This window comes from Chromohalobacter sp. 48-RD10 (genome assembly GCF_029889785.1).
Lineage (GTDB): Bacteria > Pseudomonadota > Gammaproteobacteria > Pseudomonadales > Halomonadaceae > Chromohalobacter.
Map to the genome: position 1 here is coordinate 1 of NZ_JARANX010000158.1, position 1,100 is coordinate 1,100.

The window sequence follows — 1,100 nt, forward strand, 5'->3', positions numbered from 1 at the left end:
ACGGCGGTCTCAAGTTCCAAGTGCAACGCTATTGAAGGATGCTCGGACCTTCGACCGATTTCTTGAGCACCTCGGCGTAGACTTCCAGTGGCGTTCGCCAGTCCAGGGTTTTGCGCGGCCGCGTGTTCAGTGAGTCGGCGATCTTGTCGAGTTCTTCCTGGCTGTAAACGGATAGGTCAGTCCCTTTAGGCAGGTACTGCCGCAACAGACCATTGGTATTCTCATTGGAGCCCCGCTGCCATGGGCTATGCGGGTCAGCGAAGTAGATCGCCGTCCCGGTCTTCTGGGTGATCTCGGCATGTTTTACCATCTCTCTGCCCTGATCGTAGGTCATCGACAGCCGCAGCGAACGTGGTACTTCATTGAGCTTGTCGCTGAAGCCAACGGCGGCGGCTGTGGCGGTGGTCCCATCCACTTTCGCGAGAATGACCAGTCGGGTGGTGCGCTCCACCAGCGTACCGACGGCAGAACGGTTGTTGGCGCCGATGATGAGATCGCCTTCCCAGTGGCCAGGCATCAGACGGTCTTCGATATCAGGCGGTCGTGCGTGGATGCTGACCAGATCGGGGATCTGCTGGCGTCGATCTGTACCACGGTTTCTTGGCCGACGCTTGCCGTTGCCCTGCCGCAGGCAGGCGATAAGCTCCTTCTTGAGGCTACCGCGGGGCATGACATAGAGCGCGTTATAGATGGCCTCGTGAGAGACTTGGCGACGTGAATCGTTGGGAGACATGCGCTTCAGTGTGCGTGCTATCTGTTGCGGTGACCAGTACTTGCGCAGCAGATGGATCACGACCTCGAACAACTCTCCGTCGGGATGCAGCTTGGGGCGCTGACGTGGCCAATGACGCGTTAGGCGGGCCCGGTAGCCTGCGAGGCTGGCATCGTAGCCCTTGATGGAGTCAACCGTATGGCGAGCGATTTCACGCGATACGGTACTCGGGGCACGGCCCAGATGACAGGCAATAGCTCGGATCGAGTGAGTCGCTCGCATCATCATGATGGCAGCTCGGTCTTCAGCAGTAAGGTGGCGATAGCAGTAGTTCATGGCAACACGGTACCTGATGGGTTACGTGTTGCACTTGGTCATTGAGACCGCC

General features: G+C 58.7%; 1 protein-coding gene. It reads right to left on the minus strand.

Features of this window, described 5'->3' with window-relative positions; all coding sequences use genetic code 11:
* Nucleotides 1-28: 28 nt before the first annotated feature.
* Nucleotides 29-1,048, minus strand: coding sequence for an IS30 family transposase (locus OP496_RS17915; RefSeq protein ID WP_040239779.1), 1,020 nt, complete (start codon nt 1,046-1,048; stop codon nt 29-31).
* Between the last annotated feature and the right edge of the window lie 52 nt (nt 1,049-1,100).

Bases quoted from the DNA above. Each gene is read 5' to 3' on its own strand.
- OP496_RS17915 (WP_040239779.1), bottom strand. From the start codon at position 1,048: ATGAACTACTGCTATCGCCACCTTACTGCTGAAGACCGAGCTGCCATC.